This window comes from Saccharomonospora sp. CUA-673, from assembly GCF_001942305.1.
GTDB lineage: Bacteria > Actinomycetota > Actinomycetes > Mycobacteriales > Pseudonocardiaceae > Prauserella.
In genome coordinates, this window is the sequence record NZ_MKKE01000016.1 from 1 (window position 1) to 21266 (window position 21266).

Sequence of the window (21266 nt, forward strand, 5' to 3'; positions counted from 1 at the left end):
AGCGGCGTCGTCGACGGCCCGTTCGCCGACCGCACTACGCCCCCGCCCACCGTCGTCCGAGCCCCCGCCCACGACGTCCCCCACGAGTGACCCGTCACCCACACCGACGGGTTCGTCGTCGTCGGATCCGACGTCCAGCGGCAGCGGATCGGCCACGGCCTCGAGCTGACGACGTCGACCTCACCACCTGCGACGACTCGGCGGCGTGTACGTCGACATCGCTGCACCGCAGGTGGGATGATGGGCACATGGCCCAAGACCTCGCGCTCGACGCAGACGCGATCATCGGCCACCCCGTCGACCTGGTCCAGTCCAGGAACCTGCGCAACCCCTACATCGCGCACACCGTCTTCTCCACAGCCCGCGACATCTATGAAGCCTGACGCCCACCGGCGCCGGTTGGGCGCGGCGCGCTCAGGCGGGTTCGGGCTTCGAATCCGTCCGCAGGCCGTCCGCACCACCGCCGCCCGGTACACCACGACGGTTGCACCGTCGGACAAGGAATGAGGCAGCCGTGGCACAGACCCCGGAACACCCGAACGCCATCGGCGACGCGCCGCCGATGGCGCCGGAGCCGCTCCTGACCGAGGACGTCATGCTCCTGCTGCACCAGCCGGCGAGCGGCGCGATCGCGGGCGAGAACGTCCTGCACTACGTGCTCGGCAGCGCCGCCCTCACCGACCTTGCCCGCACCGGGCTGCTCGACGTGACGCAGCGCGCGGGGTCCAGCCAGGTCGTGGCGACGGGCGACGACGACGGATCGGACGCGATCCTCTCCCTGGCGCACTCCGCCCTCACGCCCAAGCCACGGGACGTGCACACGGCCGTCGCCCTCGTCGGCCCCAAGCTGCGGGGCCCCGTCCTCGACCGCCTCGTCGAGCGCGGCGACCTCGGCCGCGAACGGCGACGGGTGCTCGGAATCCTGCCGTCCACGAAGTACACACTGACGAGCCGGCGCCGCGACGAGCTCATGGAGCGTGTCCGGTCCGCACTCGTGGACGGCACGGCGCCCGAACCGCGCATCGGGGCGAGCATCGCCCTGATCTCGGCGAGCGGCACGCTACCGCAGTTCCACCGCGAGATCCCGTGGAGCGGGGACGTCTACACGCGCGCCAAGGAGCTCGAACGTGCGGACTGGAGTGCCATGGCGGCATCGGCCGGAGTCGCCGGTGTGGTGAACGCGGTCATCACCAACGCCGTCGTCGCTGCCGCTGTGCTGCCGTCGACCCAGTGAGAGCCGCCGTCAGGACCGTTTCCCTTCGTCGCCGTCGGAGTCGCTGTAGTCGGCGAGCTCGTTGTAGAAGCTGCGTTTCAGCGGGGTGCGCACGAGGTAGGCGGATCGCGCGATCGACATGCTCCCGACCGAGGAGGTCGCCAGCTGCAGCGCGATAATCAGGATTACCTTCACGACGTCCGGGATCGTGGGCTGGTGCAGGAGCGCACCGGTCACGACGAAGATGATCCCGATCCCGCCGCAGTGCCCAGCGAGGAAATCCGGGTGTAGGCATCGGGGAATCGGATGATGCCCAGAGCCGCGGTGACGAACACGAGGGCCCCGGCGATGATGAAGACGTCACCGATGATGGTCATCGCTTCCCCCTGGTGAGTGCGCGGGCGAGTGACAGCGCGCCGAGGAATCCCACTAGTGACGTGATCAGCACGATGTCGAACGTGTAGGTGCTGGCGGCGCGGATCCCGAACAGGGCGATCATGCCGGCCACCCCGAACAGGAGCAGGTCGCCGGCGACGACGCGGTCCGCTTCGGTGGGGCCGGCGAGCATCCGGTAGGTGGAGGCGATGCAGGCGACGGCGAGGAGCACGATGCCCAGGGCGGCCACGGTCATGTGGTGCCTCCCTTCCTGCGGACAGCACGCAGCATCCGCTGTTCCATAACGCCGAGCTCGGACCGCGCTTCGTCCGCGTCCTCGGCGTACATCGCGTGGACGTACAGCACGCGCCGCCCCTCCGCGGTGGTCTCGGTGCCCAGGGTGAGCGTTCCCGGCGTGAGCGTGATGAGCGCGGCCAGGAGGGTCAGTTCCCCGTCCGTTTCGCACCGGGTGCTGTATCGAGCGATGCCAGGGGTCGAGTACTGCGCGGGCGTGAGGTTGTCACGCAGCACCTGGACGTTGGCGACGACGAGCGCCCGGGCGAACCAGAGGGTGAAGCCGAGCATGCGGAAGGGCCAGCTGAGCCAGGTCATGAGCCGATCACCGCCTCGAGGTACGCGGACGGGTCGAGCAAACCGGCAGCCGCCGTCTCGGACAACGAGAGGAGGAGCTCGGCCCCGATTCCCAAGCTGAGGGTGATCGCGGCGAGCACTACCGCCGGTGCTGCCAGGCGCGCCTCGACGCGGGGTGGGGCTTCGGTGAGCACGGCCCCGCCTCCCGCCGGCGCGTCCTCGGATTCCGAGTTCTTGCCCCAGAACACGCCTGACCAGATCTTCAGCATCGACAGCAGCGTAATGATGCTGACGACGAGCATGATGACGACCGCGGCGATCTCCCCGGCGTCGAGCGAAGCCAGAATCAACGAGTACTTCGCGACGAACCCGGAGAACGGCGGAAGCCCCGCAAGCGACAGTGCCGCGATGAAGAAGGCGACCGCCAGCACGGGTTCCCGTTTCGCCATTCCGGACAGGGCACCGATGGTGCCGGTTCCGTAGCGAACCTCGATCGCGCCGGTCGAGAGGAACAGCGAGGCCTTCACGATCATGTGGTGCAGCAGGTAGAAGATGCCCGCCGTCAGGCCGACCTCGGTGAACAATGCGACGCCGAGGAGGATGTAGCCGATCTGGCTGACCATGTGGAACGCCAGGATCGACCGGGTCGTGGTCTCACCGGCAGCGCCGAGAACGCCGATGACCATCGTCGCGGAGAACACCGCCACGCCGATCCACAACCACCTGCTGTCGCCGTCGAACACGACCGCGTAGATGCGATAGATCGCGTAGATCGCGACCTTCGTGTGCAGGCCCGAGAACAACGCGGTGACCGCCGGGGACGTGGCGGGATAGGCGCGGGCGAGCCAGCCGTGCACGGGCACGATGGAGGCCTTGATGCCGAGGGCGAACAGGCAGACCATGATCGCGTAGCCGACCCTGTCGTCGGCCTGCGCGGCGCCGGCGAGCTCGCCGAGGTTCACGGTCCCGGCGGTGCCGTAGACGAAGCCGACGCCGGCGAGGAACACCGTCGAGGTGAGCAGGTTCAACGTCGCGTAGAGGCGAGCGCCTGCGGCCTGCCGCAACGGTGCCGCGCCGCGAGTGGCGAGCACGAACAGGCCGTACGAGGGCAGCAGCATGACCTCGATGAACACGAACAGGTTGAACAGGTCTGCTGTCAGCAGCGCCCCGTTGACACCGGCCAGCAGCACGAGCATCAGCGGACCGAAGTACCGGGAGCTCGCCCGCTCGGAGGCCAGCGCGAACCACACGCACACGACCGACAGCAGGCCGGTGACGGTGAGCATGAGCGCGCTGAACATGTCGGCGACGAGTGGGATGGCGATGCCGAACGGCCACAGCCCGACGCCGTGCGCGGAGGCGCCGCCCCCGGCGAACTCCGCCACGAGCGCGATTCCGGACGCCGTCGACGCCACCAGCACCGCCATCGTGACGACGGCATGGAGCCGGGGCTGGTGACCGACCAGCGTCAGCAGGCCCGCCGTGAACAGGGGAACCGCGACCAGCAGAGGCAGAAGCGGCTCGATCATGCGCGAACCTCCTCGGCCTCGTCGGCACTGTCGGCGCTGTTGGCACTGCCGGCGCTGTCAGCACTGTTGGCACTGTCAGGACTGTCTGCGCTGTCGACGCTGTCCGAGCTGGTGTCGTCGGGGCTGTCGTCGTCGGTGGCGCCATCGTTCGTGTCGTCGCCGCTGGTGCCGGTGACCGCGAGGACGAGCATGAAGATCGTGATGGAGAACGCGATCACGATCGCGGTCAGCACGAACGCCTGCGGCAACGGGTCCGCCACCGCCGACGTGTCGGCAGGGGTGCCGAACGGTTCCTCACGACGGTCGGTCCCGCCTGCGGCCATGAACACGAGGTTCGCGGCGTGCCCGAGGAGCACGAACCCGAGGATCACCCGCAGCATCTCTCGTTGCATGAACAGATAGACGGCGCCTGCCACCAGCACGCCGGATACGACTGCGATGGTCATCGGTGGCTCACCTCCTTGATCATGGTCGGTTCGTCGTCATGGACGACGCGACGCTGCCGCCCGAGCAGGTTGAACGCGGCCAGGACGACACCGATGACCGCGAGGTACACCCCGACGTCGAACACGAGCGCGGAGGTGAGCTTCATGCCGAACAGTTCCGCGTGCAGGGGCCTGAGGAACGAACCGTCGGCGTAGCCGAGGAACCCGGTCGCCGTGGCGATCGCGACCCCGGCACCGATCAGGACCATGTACGGCCACTTCACCCGCGCCGACGTGTCGGACGGCGCGGCGAGGTAGAGCAGTGCGAATCCCGCCCCGCCGATCAAGGCGGCGTTGAAGCCGCCTCCGGGCTCCTGATGGCCGCGGAGAAGCAGGATCATCGACAGCGCGATGATCACCGGACCCAGTAGTCGGGTGATCGACCGGACGAACACCGAGTTCACCGCGGCGTCGGCCAACGGTGTCGAGGTGTCGAGGTGGGCGCTGCGCGTGGGAGCGGGTCGCCGGCCGTGCAGCAGCACGGCCATCGCGATTCCGGCGACACCGAGCACGGTCAGCTCGCCCAGCGTGTCCAGGGCGCGGAAGTCGACGAGGATCGTGTTGACGATGTTCGCGCCGCCGGTGAGTTCCTCGCCCTCCCGAAGGTAGTAGGCCGCGGCCTCGGACATCTCCCGTCGCCCGGTGAACGCCCACACGCCCAGCGTGGTGGCGACACCGGCCCCGACCGCGACGACCGCGGCGACGATGCGCGGGCGCTTCTTCTCCCGCTGGAATCGAAGGGGCAGGCGGCGCAGGAGCAGGACCATCACGCAGACCGTGAGGATCTCCACGAGCAGCTGAGTGATCGCGACGTCGGCGGCACCGAGCGCGAAGTACCAGAGCGTCATCGTGAACCCGACCACGCCCAGGACCACGATCGCGGCGATCCTCGTGCGGGCGAGCACCGCTCCGAGCGTGCCGACGACGACGAGCGCCACCAGCACCCAGTCCGTCGGACGGGACGGCTCCCCCACGACGGGCGGCAGGTCCCGCAGGACGAACACCCCGATCAGGGCGAACAGTGCCAAGCACACCGGGGGAATCGCCAGGTGCAGCCGCGGTGACCGGCTGCCGGCCCATCCTCCGACGACCACGCCGAGGCTGATCGTGCCTGCGCGCAGGCGATCCACGACCGCCAGCCCGCTGATCGGCAGCGCCAGCGGGGCCATGACCGCCTGGACGCGGTGCCGGGCGAGCACGAGGGCGGTACCGACGAGCATGACGACGACGGACGCTGCCAGCGCGGGGGTCAGCCCGTGCCACAACGTCAGGTACACCGACTCCTCCTGGCCGATCGTCGCCGTCGCGGCGGACGAGATCCAGGAGTCCAACGGGAACGGAACGACGCCGAAGGCCAGTCCGGCCGCGGCGGCGATGGCGGGCACGGCCAGGAACGCGGGCGCACCCTCCGGGACCAGGCGCCCCGAGCGGCCCGCGAGCGCACCGAGCACGATCCGTCCCGAGTAGGCGAACGTGAACACCGATGTCAGCACGCCGCCGGCCACGACGAGCGCCGAGACCCATGCCGGGCCGGGCATCTCGAAGAAGGCGTCCAGCATCAGCTCCTTGCTGATGAAGCCCAGCAGCAGCGGCACACCGGCCATCGACGTGGCCGCGAGAGCGAGCGAGACGGCCGTGACCGCATCCGGAGCCGGAGGTCGGCGAGTTTGCGGATGTCGCGCGTGCCTGCCTGCAGGTCGATGACTCCGACCAGCATGAACAGCGCCGACTTGAACAGCGCGTGAGCCACCGTGTGCACCAACGCGGCGGTCAACGCCGCCGGGGTGCCCACGCCGATCATCGCGACGAGGAGTCCGAGCTGGCTCACCGTGGAGAAGGCCAGCAGCTCCTTCAGGTCGTACCGGCGCAGCGCCGCGACCGCCCCGAACAATGCCGTGATCAGGCCGGCGGAGATCAACAGTAGGGACCAGACCTGCTCCCCGGCGAGCGCCGGCGAGAAGCGCAGCAGGAGGTAGATGCCGGCCTTGACCATCGCCGCCGCATGCAGGTACGCCGACACCGGCGTGATGGCCACCATCGAGTCCGGCAGCCACGCCTGGAACGGGAACTGCGCCGACTTCGTGAACGCTGCTGCCGCCACCAGGGCGGCGACCGCCACCACGAACCCGGCATTCTCGTGCCAGATCGGGTCTGCCAGTGCCGCGCTGATCCTCGTCGTCCCCGTACCCACCGCGACGACGACGACCGCGGCGAGCAGGGCGAGGCCACCGGCGGCGGTCACCAGCAAGGTGCGGATCGCAGATTCCCGCGCATGCGGGCCAGGGCGGGCGATCAGGAAGAACGAGCACAACGTGGTCGCTTCCCACGCCACGAACAGCACCACGAGGTTGTCGGTGAGCACCAGCAGCAACATCGCCAGCGCGAACACCGTCATCAGCAGGTAGAACGAGCCGTGCCGGCCGTTGCTGCCGAGATAGCGGGTCGAGTAGATGAGCACGCCCGCGCCGATGACGAGCACCAGCAGGGAGAACAGCAGCGAGAGCCCGTCCAGCCGCAACGCGAAGTCGACACCGAGGGTCGGCATCCACGGCCACACCTCGTCGACCGGACCGGCCGGCTCGGCAACGGCGACCAGCAGCCCGGCCGCGACGAGCAGCGGGGCCGCGAGAACCCAGCCGGAGTTACGGCCGAGGCGATGCGTCAGCGGGAGCGCAAGTGCACAGGAGAGTAGAACGATCGCAAGGCATGCGAGCAGCAAAGGTCCACCTCGTGGTCGAACGGACAGACGTCCATCGAGCCGAATTAGTCAGAATCGTCCTCGCGAAGCGTCAAACGAAGTTCGGCCGATGCTAAAGCATCGACACCAGGGGCTGCCCCGGCAAGGATCGCTCCCCACGATGAGATGTACCCGTTCGTGCCTGGGTGCGCGAGCAGCCAGAAGGTCGGGGTGAACGCCGACCTGCAGTAGTGAGAACGAGCAAACATCCACACCATTGTACCAATTGACCCACTCGTTCCTCCTGTGTCGTTCCTCTCGACACCCGCTCCTGTGCTCCTGGCCGAGCCCGGCCGAAGGGGCTGCTGAAGGACGTCGTGACAGTGGTCCAGGCCACTGGGTCGTGGTGTGACTCACGGGATAGGACGGCCCGAGTCAGCGTCGTCGCTGGCACCTCGGGCAGGAGTACGACGAGCGGTTCATGAACGCCTCGCGGCGAATGAGGCTCGCGCAACGCCGGCACGGCTCGCCGCCGCGGCCGTAGACGTTCAGCGAGCGTTCGAAGTAGCCTGACCGACCGTCGACGTTCACGTACAGCGCGTCGAACGACGTGCCGCCCGCGGCGAGGGCATCGGTCATGACGTCGGAGGCCGCGCCGAGCACCTCGAGCGCCCGGGCGCGGGTGAGGCGCTCCGTGGGCCTCGTGCCGTGCAGCCGCGCGCGCCACAACGCCTCGTCGGCGTAGATGTTGCCGATACCCGACACGAGGGTCTGATCGAGCAGCGCGCGTTTCACCTCGGTGCGGCGTCGACGCAGCGCCGCCACCGCGGCGTCCAGGTCGAACGCAGGGTCCATGGGATCGCGCGCGATGTGCGCGAGCGCCGCCGGCAACGCCGCGCCGCCGGCGTCCACCAGCTCGTCCAGCGCCAGACCGCCGAACGTGCGCTGATCGACGAACCGCAGCTCCGGACCCCCGTCGGCGAACCGGAACCGCACGCGCAGATGCTTCTCGTCGGGCGCCGACGCGGGCTGCACGAGCATCTGCCCACTCATGCCCAGGTGCGCCAGCATCGCCTCGCCGCCGGCGAGCTCCAACCAGAGGTACTTGCCGCGCCGACGGGCGGCCGTGACGGTCACGCCCGCGAGCCGGGCGGAGAAATCGTCCGCGCCGGGCACGTGGCGCCGGATAGCGCGGGGATGCAGAACGTCGACCGATGCGATGGACCGGCCTTCGACGTGGCGTTCGAGGCCCAGTCGGACGACCTCGACCTCGGGGAGCTCGGGCACCCGCTACCCCGCGTCAGTCCGACGACGATTCGCCGAGATCGAGCTCGGCCGACAGAGCCCGCCACGCCGTCTCGGCGGCCTTCTGCTCGCCTTCCTTCTTCGTCGTGCCGCTACCGCTGCCCAGGTCACGGCCGCCGACGAACACGGTCGCCGTGAACTCCTTGCGGTGATCGGGGCCGGTGTCCTCGACCCGGTACTCGGGCACGCCGAGGCCGGAGGACGCGGTCAGCTCCTGCAGGCTCGTCTTCCAGTCCAGGCCGCACCGCGCAGCGGCGCCTCCTCCAGAAGCTTGCCGAAGAGCCGGTGGATGAGCTCCCGCGCGTCTCGATGCCGTGCGCGATGTATGTCGCGCCGATGACGGCCTCGAGCCCGTCCGCCAGAATGCTCGCCTTGTCGCGCCCACCGGTGAGCTCCTCGCCCTTGCCGAGGAGCAGGTGCGCACCCAGACCGCCGTCGCCGAGCTCGCGCGCCACACCGGCCAACGCGTGCATGTTCACCACGCTGGCGCGCAGCTTCGCGAGCTGGCCCTCCGGCAGGTCGGGGTGCTTGCGATACAGGTGATCGGTCACCACCAGGCCCAGGACCGCATCACCGAGGAACTCGAGCCGCTCGTTCGGCAGCAGACCACCGTTCTCGTAGGCGTACGAGCGGTGCGTCAGCGCAAGCGTCAACAGCTCGGTGTCGAAGGTGACATCGAGCGCGTCGAGTAGCGGTGTGGGATCTGTTGCCGGGCCCGCCGGCGCCTTACCCCCCATCTCGCGGACCTCAGGCCGGCTCGACAACCTGCCGGCCGGCGTACTGGCCGCACTCAGGGCAGGCGATGTGCTGCGGCTTCTTGGCCTTGCAGGCGCGGTTGGAGCACTCCACGAGCTGCACCGGCGTCGCCTTCCACTGCGAACGGCGGGCGCGGGTGTTGGAGCGCGACATCTTCCGCTTGGGGACAGCCACGGCTGGTTCTCCTCATCAAAATCTGCCCGCGCATGCGCGAGCTGCTTGCCTCAAACTCTGGGGTTGGACGCGAGCGACGCTAAGACGTCACCCGTCCGAGCCGTCCGATCGTTCGCCTGCCTGATCATCGCGGGTGGCCGAGTCGTCCTCGGCGCCTCGGTGTCCTGCAGCCGGTCGACGAGCGCGGCCCACCGAGGGTCTATCGTCTCATGCCCGTGTCCGGGCTCGAGATCGGCCCACTTCACGCCGCACTCGGAGCACAGGCCCTCGCAGTCCTCCCTGCACAGCGGGACCAGCGGCAGCGCGAGCACGAGGGCGTCCCGCACGACCGGCTCGAGGTCGATCCGGTCGTCGACGACCCGGCTGACCTCGTCCTCCTCGGTCGTCTCGTCGGTGGTCGAGTCGGGGTAGGCGAACAGCTCGGTGACGTCGATGGACACCTCGTCGGCGATCGGGTCGAGGCAGCGCGAGCACTGGCCGGTGGTCGGCGCGACGGCCGAACCGGTGACCAGCACGCCCTCGACGACCGATTCGAGGAGCAGGTCGAGCGCGATCGCGGCGTCGGTCGGCACGGTGACGACGTCGGGAACGCCGAGCGGGACGTCGACGGGCACGTCGAGCTGCAGCGGCCTGCTGGCGCCCGGGCGACGGCCGAGCTCGTGGGTGTCGATCACCCACGGGCTGCGGTCGGCGCGCGCGCCGCCGCGGTCGGTCGCGCGGTCGTCGCCGGCGTTCGGGGAGCGTTCGTCAGACATCGGATTTCTCGGGATCGGGGGCGTTCGGATTCGCCGCCTTCATGTGGAGGACGTACCTCCCCCGGGCGCGTCCGTCCAGCGTACGCGAGCACCGCGGAGCCCCGCCCCGCGGCCGGTGATCACGCGTCAGCGCCTCAGTGGGCTTGGAAGTCGTAGAAGCCGCGGCCGCCGGTCGAGCCCGTCGCGGTGCCGGCGCCGTTGTAGCCGCCGGAGGTGCCGCGGAGGTGGTTGCGGCCGGAGTCGACGGTGCGCAGCGTGCTCGAGAGGAGTTCGGAGAACTCGGCGAGCTTGCCGTCGACGTAGGCGTCGCAGTCGGTGCGCTGCTTGTCGGCCTCGGCGTGCGCCTCGTCGACGATACGTCCTGCCTCGCCGTGGGCGGCCTGCACGACCTCGGTCTGCGAGACGAGCCGGGCCTGCTCGGCGCGGCCGTCCTCGACGGAACGGTCGTAGGCGTCGCGGCCGGCCTGGATCATGCGTTCCGATTCGGCCCGGGCCCGCTCGGTGAGGTCGTGGTACTCGGCCTGGCCGGCCGACACGGTGCGCTCGGCCTCGGCCTGGGCATCGGCGACGAGCTGCTCGGCGCGGGCCTTGGCCTCGGCGACGAGCCGTTCGGCCTCGGAGCCGGCCTCGGACACGGTGCGTTCGGCCTGCTCGTTCGCGGTCGACACCGTGGTCTCGGCCTCGGTGCGCGCGGTCTGGACGATCTCGTCGCGCTTGTCGAGCACGTCCTGCGCGTCGTCCACCTCGGCGGGCAGCGCCTCGCGGATGTCGTCGAGCAGCTCGAGCGTGTCACCCCGCGGCACCACGCAACTCGAGGTCATCGGGACACCCCGCGCCTCTTCGACGATCGTGACGAGCTCGTCGAGCGCCTCGAACACCCGGTACACGGCAACTCCCTCAAAAACCGATCGTGGCCGCCTCCAGTGTGCCGGTCCGGCGGCGAGTTTTCGGTGACCGAGCGGGGCCGGGCGTGTCAAGCCGCCAACCAGGCACGACGCGTGCGGCGTGCTCGCCCGATTCCGCCCGCGCGTGCCGGTCCGCCCGGTTCAGTCCTGTTCGGCCAGTTTCGCCAGGAGCCGCTCGTGGACGTACGGAGAGACCATGGTGGTCACGTCGCCGCCGTAGGTCGCGACCTCCTTGACCAGTGAGCTGGACAGGAAGCTGTAGGCCGGGTTGTTCGACATCAGCAGCGTCTCGACGCCGGAGATCTCCCGGTTCATCTGCGCCATCTGCAGCTCGTAGTCGAAGTCGCTGACCGAGCGCAGCCCCTTGACGATGGACTGGATGCCGTTGTCGCGGCAGTAGTCGGTGAGCAGGCCGTGCCACGAGTCGATGCGCACGTTGGACAGGCCCTTCGTCGACTCGCGCAGCAGCTCGAGGCGCTCGTCGATGGTGAACATGCCCCGTTTGCTCTTGTTGATCAGGACGGCGACGACGACCTCGTCGAAGAGGTTCGCCGCGCGTTCGATGATGTCGAGGTGCCCGTTGGTCGCCGGGTCGTAGGAGCCGGGACATACCGCTCGCCGCATGCGCCGCACCCTAGCGGGGCTGCTCACCCTCGCCGGGCCGACCCACGTGCTCGCCCCAGTACAGGGCCGTGTCGCCGTACTTCTTGGTGCGGAAGGACTCCAGCCCCGTGGGCCACGCCGGTTCGCCGTCGCGCACCGCCCGCTCGACGACCACCAGCGCGCGCTCGGCCAGCCAACCGCCGTCGACGAGGTCGGTGAGCATGTCGGCGAGCGTCTCGGACGGCAGCGCGTACGGCGGGTCGACGAGCACCACGTCGTAGGGGCTCGCACTCCCCTCGGCGACGACCGTTTCGACCTTGCCCTGCCGCACCCGGCCGCCGAGACCGACGGTCTCGACATTGGCGTGCAGCACCTGCGCGGCACGGCGGTCGGCCTCGACGAACAGCACGTCGGACGCGCCGCGCGAGAGCGCCTCCAACCCGAGCGCGCCCGACCCGGCATACAGGTCGAGCACCCGGGCCTCGTCGAGGTCACCGGCGGTTTCGAGCGCGTTGAACAGCGCCTCGCGCACCCGCTCCGAGGTCGGGCGCGTGGTGCGCGGCGGAACCCGCAACGTCCGTCCCCCGGCGCGGCCCGACACGATCCTGGTCACAGCCACGATCGTAGAAGCCGTGGCGAGTGTGACTCTTGGCCGGACCTCGTGATTCCAGGGGGCCGATTCGCGTATTGTCGTTCTTCCCCTTCCCGGCGACTTTGCACCCAGGAGCGCGTCAGTGTCGGAACCTCGGGTCAGACGGGCCGAGATCGCGATCGAGCAGTCCCACGTGGACCGGGTCTACACCCGGCTCGCGGAGCTCCGCAGGCAAGCCGAGGACATGCGCGCGAAGGGTTACGAGATCGGCCACGGCGCGCAGCGCGAGGCGGTCTTCGAGCAGGCCTCGATGCTGTTCGAGCGCGACATGATGGTGTTCCACGCCAACCAGACGCTGCAGTCGCTCGACGCCGAGTACGAGGGTCTCGTGTTCGGCCGGCTGGACCACACCACCACCGAACCGGTGTACGTCGGCAGGCTCGGCATCCGCGACGGCGACTTCGAGAACCTCGTCACCGACTGGCGTGCCCCGGCGGCGGCGCCGTTCTACCAGGCCACGGCCGAGGCGCCGATGGACGTCGTGCGACGCCGCGTGATCCGCTGCTCCGGGCGACAGGTGCTCGACGTCGACGACGACGTGCTCATGCCCGAGTCGGTCCCGGACGGGATGCCCGTGGTCGGCGAGGGCGCGCTCATGGCGGCACTCGGCCGGGCGCGCGGCGAGAAGATGCGCGACATCGTCGCGACCATCCAGAAGGAGCAGGACGAGGTCATCCGCGCCCCGTGGCGCGCGTCACCGAAATCACCGGCGGCCCCGGCACCGGCAAGACGGCCGTGGCGCTGCACCGGGCCGCCTACCTGCTGTACCGCTACCGCAAGCAGCTCGGCGGCGCGGGCGTGCTGGTGCTCGGCCCGTCGGGCGTGTTCACGACGTACATCTCGCGGGTCCTGCCGTCGATGGGCGAGACCAACGTCGAACTGCGCTCGCTGGGCGAACTGCTCGACGGCATGCAGGCCACGCGCTACGACCCGGCGCCGCTCGCGGCGATCAAGGGTTCGCTGCGCATGCGCAAGGTGCTGCTCAAGGCCCTGCGGGACACGCCTCCGGGTGCACCGGAGGAACTGCGGATCGTCTACAAGGGCGAGGTCCTCAAGCTCGACACCAAGCAGCTCGAGCGGGTGCGCAAGAAGGTGCACTCGGCGGGCGGACCGCCGAACCGCGCGCGGATGCGCGCGGCCGACACGCTGCTCGAGGCGCTCGCCGACCGGGCCGAGGAGAACGCGAAGGCGGGCGGGCCGCGCCTCGAACGCGCCGACGTGATCCAGGACGTCGGCGAACGGATCGACTTCCACCGTTTCCTCGTCGCGTGGTGGCCGGTGCTGTATCCCGCGCAGGTGCTCCGGTGGCTCGGCGACGAGCAGAAGTTGGCGCGCTCGGCGCGGAAGGTGCTGAACGCCGACGAGATCGGCCTGCTCGCGGCGTCGCTGCGGGGCGAGGGCGACGACTGGACCGTGGCCGACGTCGCGCTGCTCGACGAGCTGCGCGTGCTGGCCGGTCCCCCGCCGAAGCGCCGCAAGCAGCGCGCCCAGGAGATCGAACTGGACGCCGCGCAGACGCGTGACTCCGACGATCCCGCGCGTCAACGTGCGGCGAAGCCGGCGCACTACGACGAGTACTCGCACATCGTCGTCGACGAGTCGCAGGACCTCTCCCCCATGCAGTGGCGCATGCTCGGCCGGCGCGGCGCGTACGCGAGCTGGACGATCGTCGGCGACCCGGTGCAGAGCTCGTGGCCCGATCCGGCCGAGGCCGCGCAGGCGCGCACCCACGCCTTCGGCACGAAGACCGCCCACCGCCGGTTCACGCTGCGCACCAACTACCGCAACTCGGCGGAGATCTTCGACCTGGCGGCCGAGGTCGTCGTCGACAAGCAGACCCCGGAAAGCTCCGGGGCCGCGGTTGCGTCGCCGGAGGACCTGCCGAACGCCGTGCGCAAGACAGGCCTGACCCCGGAGGTCCGCCGGGTCGACGAGGCGACGCGCGAGAGCGCCGTCCACTCGGCCGCGAAGGAACTGCTGGACGGGGTCGACGGCACCGTCGGCGTGATCTGCGCGATGAACCGGGTGCCGGAGGTGGAACGCTGGCTCGCCGGCCAGGGCGAGGACCGGCTCAAGGTGGTGGGCAGCCTCGATTCGAAGGGGCTCGAGTACGACGCCGTCGTGCTCGTCGAGCCGAGCGAGCTGATCACCGAGTCGCTCACCGGACGTCGCGTGCTCTACGTCGCGCTCACCCGCGCGACCCAGCAGCTCACCGTGCTCGCCTCCGACGACGACTGGCGCTGACCCGACCGCTTCACAGCTCCCGAGGGCCCCCTTCCGGACGGGCGTGTCCCCCACTAGGGTGACGAGGTCATGATCGACTTCGGCACGGTCCTGCCCCGGCTCGTCCCCGCCGCCACCGCGGACGCCGAGCCGTACCGGGGTTACGCCACCGAGTCCCTGCCCGGTGCCGCGACCGTCTACATCAGCACCGCACGGACCGGCAGCGCAGAGGGCGGCGCCGGCGACGACGTGACGTACCTCCCGGCCGAGACGGTGGCGGCCTGCGACGCCGACGAGCTGGCGGCCGCGGCGTTCGACAACCTGCACGCCGTCGAGTTCGCCGCCCCGGAACACCTCGACGGCGACCTGCTCGTGGTGAGCGGCCCGCACGCCGGGACGGCGGCGCTGATCCTGCCCGACGTCCTGCCCCGACTGACCGGCGCGGCAACGTTCGAGCACGGCGCCCTGTTCGCCTGTCCGACGTCGCATGTCCTGCTGCTGTACGTGCCGCGCGATGCGGGCGTCCACGACGGGCTCCAGAACCTCGCGGCACAGGCGGCGGGCGAGTTCGAGTACGACGAACGGCGCCGGATCACGCCGTCGACGTTCTGGTGGGACGGCGACCGCAGCGCCGAGCAGGTGACGTCGGTCGCCGACCGGGAGATCTCGGTCGACATGTCGGGACCGTTCGGCGAGACCTACCGCCGCCTCGCCGGCTGACCCCGGCCGCGCGGTCCTCGACGACGTTCCGCCGGGCACATTACGTCACTCGCGGGGCTGACTTCTCACTCGAAGCGGTTACCATGCGTTCTGGCGTGCACCGGACGTGACCAGGGCGTAATGGGGAGGATGCGATGGGTGAGCCACTGAGCCACGATTGGGTGGGGCAGTACGACGACGAGCCCGTCGTCGGTCACTCCGAGTGGCTACCCGAATCCGAAGGCGTTCCCGCCGACGCCCCCGTCCGCAGGGCACCCGCGCACGCCCTCCCCGACGACGAGCACGACCCGTACACCCGGCACGTCGAGCACTCCGAATACCCCGAATACCCCGAGTACTCCGAGCACGCCGAGCACGCCGAGTACGCCGCCGGCGACCGGGACCGCACGCCCGTCGATGCGGCAAACACCGAGGACACGGTGCAGCGTGCCCTGGCCGTGCACCGCCTGCTGAACGGGCAGACCCCGCCCTCCCCCGACCCGCTGCCCGGTATCCGCCGCATCCCGCTGCCCGACGTGGAACCGCCGCGCGCCGATCTGGTGAAGACGCTGGTGCGCCGCCGGTCGTGGGACGTGTTCGCCCACCACGACCTCGACCTGGGCGCGCTGAGTGGTCTGCTCCGGTTCGCGCTCGGCGTGCAGCGGTTCGAACCGGCCTACGGCTCGGAGAACCACCCGATGGGCATGGCGCCGTCGGGCGACGGACTGGACGTGCTGCGGGCGTACGTGCTGATCCGCGGGACCGACATCCTCGAACCGGGCGTGTACCGCTACGAGGCGATCGCGCACGAGCTCACGCGGCTCACGATCGCCGACCCGGTGCGCCCGCTGCAGCAGATCTACTGGCAGCCCGAGTTCGCGGCGGCGCCGGTGACGATCGCGCTGACGACGCGGATGCGGGTGGCCTACGAGCACAAGCCGCTGCGCCACTACCGCACGATGCATGTGGACTCGGGGATCGCGGTGCAGAACGTGTACCTCGTCGCGACGGCACTCGGGTTGGCGTGCTGCGCGGTGTCGGACTTCGACGACGCCGGACTGTCCGAGCTCCTCGGCGTCCCCGAGTCCGAGATCCCGACCATGCTCATCCCGGTCGGCCACCCCCCGCTCTGACCCGCACCGCACATGCACCCGTGGGCCCCATAGTCGCTCCCACCCGTCTCCCACCACCACCCAAACGGACACGCTCCGCGTGGCAGTGTTCGACAAGCGCGACTATGGGGCCCACGGGTGCTTCTTGAACGGGGTCAGCCGATGGTGATCGGGGTTGCGGGGTCGGTGATGTCGTACACGGCCTCGAGGGTGAGGGCGTCGCCGTCGCTGACCAGACCGAGGCAGCCGCTGGTGTTCGTGGCCTCGAGCGGTGCGACGCCGTCGGGCAGCGCGACGTCCGGGGTGACGGTCAGCTGACCCGTGGCGTTGTCGTACTCGCCCGGCGCGTTGCCGACCGCGTCGAAGCTGCACGTCAACGTCGAGATGCTGGCGTTGACCTCGCCGACCCACCCGGTCGACACCCCGCTCGCACTGTCGTACGAGCCGATGTGCAGCTGGTACGGCTGCGCGTTCGGCGTCACCGAGACGCTGCCCAGCGGGCCGGTGCAGCTGTCGAAGCTGACCGACAGGTCGCCGATGGGTGCGGGCGCGGTGTGACTGCCGCTCGGGATCTCGCCCTCGCCGGACGACGACGAGCACGTGACGTCGGTGCCCGAGTCGACGTTGCTGAGGGTGCTCCCGTCGGCGCTGGCCGACACGGATCCGTCCTCGTTCGGGTTGGTGACGGTGATGTCCTGAGCGGCGAACGCGGCGGGTGCCGCCACGAGGGCGATCGCGGCGGACACGGCGATACCTCCGACGAGGCCAGGCATACGGTTGCGCATAGAACTCCATCCTCCGTTGGCTGAAGACTGCTACCTGCGGATAGCCCGCGATCGACGCTAGGCCGCGTTGATCACCGGAACCAAGAACGGACCGGACGGACCGCGTTCGCACTCACCGCGGTCACACGTTTTCGCCGCGTCGTTGTCACCGGCCGACAGCATCCGGCAGATCCACCGATTCGGATGTTTCGGGCGCCCAGTCGGGCAGACTCCGCACGGCCGCCTCGAGTTCGAACCGCGCCCGCGGGTCGCGGAGGCGGTCCCCGTACGCCTCCTCCATGCGCCGCACCCGGTGCCGCACGGTCTGCGGGTGCAGGCCGAGCCGTTCGGCCACGGCGTGGACGCTGCCCTGCGCGTCGAACCACGCGCGCAACGTCTCGATGGTGCGTGCGCGCCGGCGTTCGGTCATCGCAGCGAGGGGCGCGAACAGTCGGCGCCGCAGTTGCGCCGTCACCGCGTCCCCGCCGCGCAGCAGCAGTTCGGGCAGCACGCGCTCGGCCCACACGACATCACCGGCCGGCACTCTCCCGTCACCGGCCAACGACAGCGCGCGCCGCGCCAAACGGAGCGAGTCGGCCGCCGCCGTGGGCTCGACGCCGGCGCCCACGCCGACCGCCGCGCCACCGACCGCATCACGCAGGGCGGTCACGTCGTCATCGGTCACCGCACCGGCCACGAGCAGGCACGGGGCGGCGCCGGACAGGTCGGCGAGGACCTCATCGGGCAGGTCGCGGGCCGCGCGCACGGGTCCGCGCAGCGCGAGCGGGGTCGCGATCTCGGGCAGCGGCCATCCGGCGCGGGAGGCGAGTTCGACGAGCTCGTCGTGGTTGTCGCGGTGACCGTGGGGGCCATGGTGATCGCCGCGCCGGGCCGTGCCGTCGGTCCGGAGCAGCAGGCGGATCAACCGGCAGCGGGCGGCCACCGCGGGGTCGGACGTCTCGGCCAGAGCGGCGCGGTATCCGTCGAGTGCCACCGAGGACAGTTCGTCCATCAGCGCCAGCATCCGGTCGGCCAGTTGCGACATCACCGCGGACGAGAAGCCGCTTCGCTTGCCCACCAGCATGATCCGCCGCCACGCGACCCGGACGCCGATGCGATAGGCGAGCTGCAACGTGTCCAGACTGCGGCCCTCCCGCAGTTCGCGGCGGCCGATCCGGCGGTGCACCTCGTGCCCGTCGCTGGCGACCGAGGTGCGCGACGCCGTGGACGCCGCGGCCGGTTCGCCGAGCCGGTCGACGAACAGCGTGATCGCGTGCCGCACGCCCTCCCGGATACCGCGTCCGTACGGGCCTTCGAGGGAGCCGCGGTATTCGGGCACGGCCGCCCGGATCTCGGCGATGATCTCCCCGGCGACGTCTTCCAGCTCGGGGCGCATGATTCCGCCGAGGCCCTTGAGCGCGGGCACCTCGGAGGAGGGTGGGCCGACAGGGTGAGCTCTCACGGGCTCCTCACAGCTCCCTTCCCTACGTCATCGGAGGGTCGGAACGGAGCACACCACACGAAACGGTGAGGTGGAAGGGCCGTGACTGGCGGGAACCAACGGCGTTCACCCGGACAGCCCACCACCAACGGCGGGCGCGCACACCCCGCATTCACGGCCGGGCCTGCCGGTGCGTTCACACACGGCGTTCATGAACCCAGCGCCCGCCCGAGCGCCTGGATCACCGGGGTGAGGCGCCGCAGCAACGCGCCGTCGGTGGTGGCGCACTCGGTCAGTCCGGCGCCGACGACGTGCTGGTCGGCGAGCGCGTCGATGCCGGCCACGAGCTGGTCGACGGTCAGCCCGCCGGGTTCGCGGTAGTGCCCGCCGGGCCATTCCTCGGGGTCGAGCACGTCGACGTCGACGTGGAGATACACGGGCCCGCCGGTCTCCGCGCCGACGGCCTCGCGCACCGCGGCCGGGTCGGCGGGCGGCGGGACGTGCCGCAGGAGACCGGCGTCGACGGCACGGCGTTCGTCGGGGTCGAAGGCGCGGGTCCCGATGAGCACGGCGTGGCCGGGTTCCAGCGCCGGGCTCGCCGCGAGGTCGGCGTCGCCCTCACCGAGCAGGGCTCGCAGCACCATGCCGTGGAACGCGCCGGACGGCGATCCCGCGGCGGTGTTGCTGTCGGCGTGCGCGTCGAACCAGGCGGTCACCAGCCGGTGTCCGTGCTGTGCGCGGGCGAAGCCGATCGGGACGAGATCGGCCCCGCAGTCACCGCCGATGGTCAGCACGGGCCCGCCGGGGCCGAGGAGCGACAGTGCGGTGTCCCGCCAGGACACCAGCGCCGCGCGGTGCGCGATGCCGTCCACTGTGGGCGATGCGGCGGCCGGGACGTCCGGATGCTCGACGGCGACGTCCAACACCTCGCCCGCCAGGCCCGCGAGGGCGCGGCATCCCGCGGGCAGCACGTCGGACGCGCCGTCCCAGGTCGCCCCTTGCCACTGCGGGAACGCGACGATCCGCACGCTCACCCTCCTCCTCCGGCGACGAGCCGGTGCTCGCGCGGCGAGATGCCGCGGTGTCGTTTGAACGCGGCACTGAACGCGAACGCGTTGGCATAACCCACTTTCCTGGCGATGACATCGGCCGTGTCGCCGGTGTTGCGCAGCAGGTCGGCCGCGACCGTCATGCGCCAGTCGGCGAGGTAGGCCATCGGCGGGGTGCCCACCAGGTCGGTGAACCGTCGCGCGAACGCGGCCCTGCTGACCCCGCACCGCGCGGCGAGGTTCGACACCGTCCACTGTGCACCGGGCTCGTCGTGCACGAGCCGCAGCGCCTGGCCGACCACCGCGTCGCTCTGCGCCCGGAACCAGCCGGGCGCGGCGCCGCGTTGGGCGTCCATCCAGGTCCGCACGGTCTCGACGAGGGCCAGGTCGAGCAGCCGGTCGAGCACGACCTGCCGGCCGGGACGGTCGACGTCGAGTTCGGTGATCAGCAGGTCCAGCACCGGCGATCCGAGGTCGACGGCCGGGACGCATGCGATGCCGGGCAGCGCCGCCAGCAGCCGCGCCCCGACGTCCCCGGTGACCTGGTAGGTGCCGCTGACGATGACAGAACCGCCCGCCGACTCCCGTTCCCGCGAACCGGCGAGGAATTCCTCGGTGATGTCGGTGCCGTCCATTGTGGTCAGCCGGTTGCCGGGGCCGACGACCACCGACGCGAGGTGTCGATCTCGTCGGCGACGACGTACGGACCGGCCCCGGTCACGACCGCGACCGTGCCCTCGTCGAGCCGCACCGGGTCCGCACCACCCGACTCATCGGTGCCGGGCTCACCGTCGCCGCTCCCGACCTCGCCGGTCGCACGATCCAGGCGTGCCGACGCACCGTTGTCACGAGCGCGAGCCGGGCGCCGTCGGCGATCCGCAGCGCCCACGGCGGTTCGAGCACGGTGCGGCAGAACGCCGCCGACCGCGCCCGCACTCCCGCGAGGAGATCCGCCAACGCATCCACACCGCCAGCGTAGGCGATCCGATATGCCTGCGAGCGATTCACGCATGGATCGTCTCGGCCCCGCGGGCGACTCTGGAGACAGCCACTCGAGACAACGATTCGAGACGTCCCAGAGATCGGAGACCTGCCATGTACGCCATCACCGGAGCGACCGGACACGTCGGCGGCGCCGCCGCCCGCGCCCTGCAGGCGCAGCACCTGCCCGTCCGCCGGGTCGTCCGCAACCCCGTGAACGCCGGACCCACCGGCGCGGTCGCCGACCTCACCGACCGCGCCGCGCTGACGACGGCGCTGCGCGGCTGCGACGGCGCGTTCGTCCTGCTGCCGACCCTGCCGAGCGGTTCCGACGCCGACCACCGCCGGATGGCCGACACCATCGCCGGCGCGTGGCAGGCAGCGGCGTCCCGCACGTCGTCGCCCTGTCGTCGTGGGGAGCCCAGCACGCCGAGGGCACCGGCCCGATCCGCTGGCTGCACCACCTGGAAGGCGCCCTCGGCGAGACCGGGGTGCGGGTGACGTCCGTACGGTCGCCGCATTTCCAGGAGAAGGTCGAGACGACCATGGCGGCCTCCACCGGCGCCGGGATCCACCCGGTGTTCGCCCCGTCGGCCGACGTCGACACCACGATGGTCGCGACCCGCGACATCGGCGCCGTCGTCGCCGACGCGCTCACCAATCCGGCAGGCGCAGCAGGATCCTCGGGGGCGAGCGAGATCGTCCACCTCGACGGGCCGCGCTACACCGAACGCGAGGTCGCCCGGCGGCTCGGCCTGCGCCTGGGCCGGGAACTCGAGGTCGTCGTCCTCCCCCGCAAGACGTGGGAACCGACGTTCGTCGACGCCGGCCTGCCCCCGCTGCTCGCCGCGGAGCTGGCGGCACTGCACGAGGCGGAGGCCCGCGGACTGCTCGAGCCCGCGGGCGACCGCCGACATGTGTGCACCACCGACCTCGACGAGACGTTGGCCGAGATCACCGCCGCGCTCGTCTGAGGC

Annotated in this window: 23 protein-coding genes and 3 pseudogenes; 7 read left to right on the forward strand and 19 right to left on the reverse strand. The window is 70.8% G+C overall.

What is annotated here, in order from left to right; all coding sequences use genetic code 11:
* Positions 1 to 248 precede the first annotated feature (248 nt).
* The gene (locus BJF85_RS29885) at positions 249 to 383 is read left to right on the forward strand and encodes a hypothetical protein (protein ID WP_255375506.1); all 135 of its coding nucleotides are present in this window, start codon (positions 249 to 251) and stop codon (positions 381 to 383) included.
* A 131-nt stretch (positions 384 to 514) separates the two neighbouring features.
* A complete protein-coding gene (locus BJF85_RS09250; protein WP_222844479.1) occupies positions 515 to 1234 on the forward strand; it encodes a GPP34 family phosphoprotein in 720 nt (239 codons plus the stop codon).
* A gap of 9 nt (positions 1235 to 1243) precedes the next feature.
* Here BJF85_RS09250 and BJF85_RS31305 read toward each other — a convergent pair.
* From BJF85_RS31305 to rsmD, 14 genes and pseudogenes are all read right to left on the reverse strand, one after another.
* Positions 1244 to 1590 (reverse strand): annotated as a pseudogene (locus BJF85_RS31305) (cation:proton antiporter).
* Positions 1587 to 1844 carry a monovalent cation/H+ antiporter complex subunit F gene (locus tag BJF85_RS09260; RefSeq protein ID WP_075846631.1) on the reverse strand — a complete coding sequence of 86 codons (258 nt, stop codon included), beginning with the start codon at positions 1842 to 1844 and terminating at the stop codon, positions 1587 to 1589. The pseudogene BJF85_RS31305 and the gene BJF85_RS09260 overlap by 4 nt, the downstream one beginning before the upstream one ends.
* Positions 1841 to 2200: a Na+/H+ antiporter subunit E gene (locus BJF85_RS09265; RefSeq protein ID WP_075846632.1), complete on the reverse strand. Its 360-nt coding sequence runs from the start codon at positions 2198 to 2200 to the stop codon at positions 1841 to 1843. Before BJF85_RS09265 ends, BJF85_RS09260 begins: the two co-directional genes overlap by 4 nt.
* Positions 2197 to 3708 carry a monovalent cation/H+ antiporter subunit D family protein gene (locus BJF85_RS09270; protein ID WP_075846633.1) on the reverse strand — a complete coding sequence of 504 codons (1512 nt, stop codon included), beginning with the start codon at positions 3706 to 3708 and terminating at the stop codon, positions 2197 to 2199. The genes BJF85_RS09265 and BJF85_RS09270 overlap by 4 nt, the downstream gene beginning before the upstream one ends.
* Positions 3705 to 4154, reverse strand: a complete 450-nt coding sequence (locus BJF85_RS09275) for a sodium:proton antiporter (RefSeq protein WP_075846634.1) — start codon at positions 4152 to 4154, stop codon at positions 3705 to 3707. The genes BJF85_RS09270 and BJF85_RS09275 overlap by 4 nt, the downstream gene beginning before the upstream one ends.
* Positions 4151 to 5797, reverse strand: a complete 1647-nt coding sequence (mbhE, locus tag BJF85_RS28770) for a hydrogen gas-evolving membrane-bound hydrogenase subunit E (RefSeq protein ID WP_222844482.1) — start codon at positions 5795 to 5797, stop codon at positions 4151 to 4153. Before mbhE ends, BJF85_RS09275 begins: the two co-directional genes overlap by 4 nt.
* Positions 5752 to 6912, reverse strand: coding sequence for a proton-conducting transporter membrane subunit (locus BJF85_RS28775; protein ID WP_222844483.1), 1161 nt, complete (start codon positions 6910 to 6912; stop codon positions 5752 to 5754). Before BJF85_RS28775 ends, mbhE begins: the two co-directional genes overlap by 46 nt.
* A 393-nt stretch (positions 6913 to 7305) precedes the next feature.
* Positions 7306 to 8157 carry a bifunctional DNA-formamidopyrimidine glycosylase/DNA-(apurinic or apyrimidinic site) lyase gene (gene mutM, locus BJF85_RS09285; protein ID WP_075846635.1) on the reverse strand — a complete coding sequence of 284 codons (852 nt, stop codon included), beginning with the start codon at positions 8155 to 8157 and terminating at the stop codon, positions 7306 to 7308.
* 13 nt (positions 8158 to 8170) lie between these two features.
* Positions 8171 to 8912, reverse strand: a pseudogene (gene rnc / locus BJF85_RS09290) (ribonuclease III).
* Between the two features lie 10 nt (positions 8913 to 8922).
* The gene (gene rpmF / locus BJF85_RS09295; protein ID WP_075846636.1) at positions 8923 to 9105 is read right to left on the reverse strand and encodes a 50S ribosomal protein L32; all 183 of its coding nucleotides are present in this window, start codon (positions 9103 to 9105) and stop codon (positions 8923 to 8925) included.
* A gap of 50 nt (positions 9106 to 9155) precedes the next feature.
* Entirely contained in the window at positions 9156 to 9860 is a 705-nt protein-coding gene (locus BJF85_RS09300) for a DUF177 domain-containing protein (protein ID WP_083666150.1), read from the reverse strand.
* A gap of 134 nt (positions 9861 to 9994) precedes the next feature.
* Complete coding sequence (locus BJF85_RS09305) at positions 9995 to 10747, reverse strand: DivIVA domain-containing protein (protein WP_075846637.1); 753 nt, start codon at positions 10745 to 10747, stop codon at positions 9995 to 9997.
* A gap of 159 nt (positions 10748 to 10906) precedes the next feature.
* Positions 10907 to 11389 carry a pantetheine-phosphate adenylyltransferase gene (coaD, locus tag BJF85_RS09310; protein WP_075846677.1) on the reverse strand — a complete coding sequence of 161 codons (483 nt, stop codon included), beginning with the start codon at positions 11387 to 11389 and terminating at the stop codon, positions 10907 to 10909.
* A gap of 10 nt (positions 11390 to 11399) precedes the next feature.
* Positions 11400 to 11981 carry a 16S rRNA (guanine(966)-N(2))-methyltransferase RsmD gene (rsmD, locus tag BJF85_RS09315; RefSeq protein WP_139320546.1) on the reverse strand — a complete coding sequence of 194 codons (582 nt, stop codon included), beginning with the start codon at positions 11979 to 11981 and terminating at the stop codon, positions 11400 to 11402.
* 121 nt (positions 11982 to 12102) lie between these two features.
* Here rsmD and BJF85_RS09320 point away from each other — a divergent pair.
* From BJF85_RS09320 to BJF85_RS09330, 3 genes and pseudogenes are all read left to right on the forward strand, one after another.
* Positions 12103 to 14264, forward strand: a pseudogene (locus BJF85_RS09320) (AAA family ATPase).
* A gap of 69 nt (positions 14265 to 14333) precedes the next feature.
* Entirely contained in the window at positions 14334 to 14963 is a 630-nt protein-coding gene (locus tag BJF85_RS09325; RefSeq protein ID WP_075846638.1) for a hypothetical protein, read from the forward strand.
* Positions 14964 to 15097: 134 nt separating this feature from the next.
* The gene (locus BJF85_RS09330; RefSeq protein WP_083666152.1) at positions 15098 to 16075 is read left to right on the forward strand and encodes a SagB/ThcOx family dehydrogenase; all 978 of its coding nucleotides are present in this window, start codon (positions 15098 to 15100) and stop codon (positions 16073 to 16075) included.
* Positions 16076 to 16209: 134 nt separating this feature from the next.
* Here the strand turns inward: BJF85_RS09330 and BJF85_RS09335 are convergent, their stop codons facing one another.
* The 5 genes from BJF85_RS09335 to BJF85_RS31310 all read right to left on the reverse strand — a co-directional run bounded on the left by BJF85_RS09335 (position 16210) and on the right by BJF85_RS31310 (position 20274).
* Positions 16210 to 16800: a hypothetical protein gene (locus BJF85_RS09335; protein WP_158056857.1), complete on the reverse strand. Its 591-nt coding sequence runs from the start codon at positions 16798 to 16800 to the stop codon at positions 16210 to 16212.
* Between the two features lie 184 nt (positions 16801 to 16984).
* The gene (locus BJF85_RS09340) at positions 16985 to 18280 is read right to left on the reverse strand and encodes a helix-turn-helix domain-containing protein (protein WP_255375507.1); all 1296 of its coding nucleotides are present in this window, start codon (positions 18278 to 18280) and stop codon (positions 16985 to 16987) included.
* 188 nt (positions 18281 to 18468) lie between these two features.
* Positions 18469 to 19287, reverse strand: coding sequence for an arginase family protein (locus tag BJF85_RS09345; RefSeq protein WP_075846641.1), 819 nt, complete (start codon positions 19285 to 19287; stop codon positions 18469 to 18471).
* Between the two features lie 2 nt (positions 19288 to 19289).
* Positions 19290 to 19976, reverse strand: coding sequence for an AraC family transcriptional regulator (locus tag BJF85_RS09350; RefSeq protein WP_369822130.1), 687 nt, complete (start codon positions 19974 to 19976; stop codon positions 19290 to 19292).
* A 49-nt stretch (positions 19977 to 20025) separates the two neighbouring features.
* Complete coding sequence (locus BJF85_RS31310) at positions 20026 to 20274, reverse strand: cupin domain-containing protein (protein ID WP_139320551.1); 249 nt, start codon at positions 20272 to 20274, stop codon at positions 20026 to 20028.
* Between the two features lie 129 nt (positions 20275 to 20403).
* Here BJF85_RS31310 and BJF85_RS09355 point away from each other — a divergent pair, with 129 nt between their 5' ends.
* Positions 20404 to 20790: an SDR family oxidoreductase gene (locus BJF85_RS09355; RefSeq protein WP_075846642.1), complete on the forward strand. Its 387-nt coding sequence runs from the start codon at positions 20404 to 20406 to the stop codon at positions 20788 to 20790.
* Positions 20787 to 21263 (forward strand): hypothetical protein, encoded by a 477-nt coding sequence (locus BJF85_RS09360; protein WP_139320548.1) that lies wholly within the window; start codon positions 20787 to 20789, stop codon positions 21261 to 21263. Before BJF85_RS09355 ends, BJF85_RS09360 begins: the two co-directional genes overlap by 4 nt.
* Positions 21264 to 21266 lie beyond the last annotated feature (3 nt).

What these genes read in the sequence shown, in the direction of transcription:
- coaD (WP_075846677.1), bottom strand. Translation starts at nt 11,389, where the DNA reads ATGCGGCGAGCGGTATGTCCCGGCTCCTACGACCCGGCGACCAACGGG.
- BJF85_RS09325 (WP_075846638.1), top strand. Translation starts at nt 14,334, where the DNA reads ATGATCGACTTCGGCACGGTCCTGCCCCGGCTCGTCCCCGCCGCCACC.
- BJF85_RS09265 (WP_075846632.1), bottom strand. Translation starts at nt 2,200, where the DNA reads ATGACCTGGCTCAGCTGGCCCTTCCGCATGCTCGGCTTCACCCTCTGG.
- BJF85_RS29885 (WP_255375506.1), top strand. Translation starts at nt 249, where the DNA reads ATGGCCCAAGACCTCGCGCTCGACGCAGACGCGATCATCGGCCACCCC.
- BJF85_RS09270 (WP_075846633.1), bottom strand. Translation starts at nt 3,708, where the DNA reads ATGATCGAGCCGCTTCTGCCTCTGCTGGTCGCGGTTCCCCTGTTCACG.
- mbhE (WP_222844482.1), bottom strand. Translation starts at nt 5,797, where the DNA reads ATGGCCGGTGTGCCGCTGCTGCTGGGCTTCATCAGCAAGGAGCTGATG.
- BJF85_RS09275 (WP_075846634.1), bottom strand. Translation starts at nt 4,154, where the DNA reads ATGACCATCGCAGTCGTATCCGGCGTGCTGGTGGCAGGCGCCGTCTAT.
- BJF85_RS09260 (WP_075846631.1), bottom strand. Translation starts at nt 1,844, where the DNA reads ATGACCGTGGCCGCCCTGGGCATCGTGCTCCTCGCCGTCGCCTGCATC.
- BJF85_RS09330 (WP_083666152.1), top strand. Translation starts at nt 15,098, where the DNA reads ATGGGTGAGCCACTGAGCCACGATTGGGTGGGGCAGTACGACGACGAG.
- BJF85_RS09355 (WP_075846642.1), top strand. Translation starts at nt 20,404, where the DNA reads ATGTACGCCATCACCGGAGCGACCGGACACGTCGGCGGCGCCGCCGCC.
- BJF85_RS09300 (WP_083666150.1), bottom strand. Translation starts at nt 9,860, where the DNA reads ATGTCTGACGAACGCTCCCCGAACGCCGGCGACGACCGCGCGACCGAC.